At 65.2% G+C, this 468-nt stretch carries 1 pseudogene; it reads left to right on the top strand.

Annotated features, from left to right (window positions below):
- Positions 1-341: 341 nt before the first annotated feature.
- Positions 342-468 (top strand): annotated as a pseudogene (locus C1I97_RS38755) (IS30 family transposase); the annotation flags it as partial.

Genomic DNA, 468 nt, shown 5'->3' with positions numbered 1-468 from the left:
CACCGACGGCATCCACGACCCCCACAGCAGCGACGACATGACAGTTCGTCACTCCCACCAGATCGCCGCCCCTATGCCCCACCAGCGAAAACGCAGTCCTCACGTCCGGAAAGACAACAGCTTCTTAAACGCCGACTGGCGAACCACGTCTGGCGCACCATGGTCGCTGACGAGCGCCGCCGCACCGAGACGACGGGCCCGGGAGGACAATCGGGGGCGACTACAGCATCCAGCGCGGCTGGCCCAACCCCGACGGCCAACTCTTCGGACAAGTCACTTCCCGGACCCGCCAAAGCCGAGCCTACGCCACTGCACCAACCAGCTTGACAAACACAGAGGCACCCAAGGGCACCGACCTGTCCCGATGGAGCGCCGACGAACTGTCCGCCATCGCCGCGGTCCTCAACTCCCGTCCCCGTAAGACCCTCGGCTGGAAGACACCCGCGGAAGCCCTCGACGATCATCTAC

Origin of the sequence: Streptomyces sp. NTH33, from assembly GCF_003236365.1 — a bacterium.
Lineage (GTDB): Bacteria > Actinomycetota > Actinomycetes > Streptomycetales > Streptomycetaceae > Streptomyces.
This window is presented reverse-complemented; position numbering and strand designations above follow the sequence as displayed.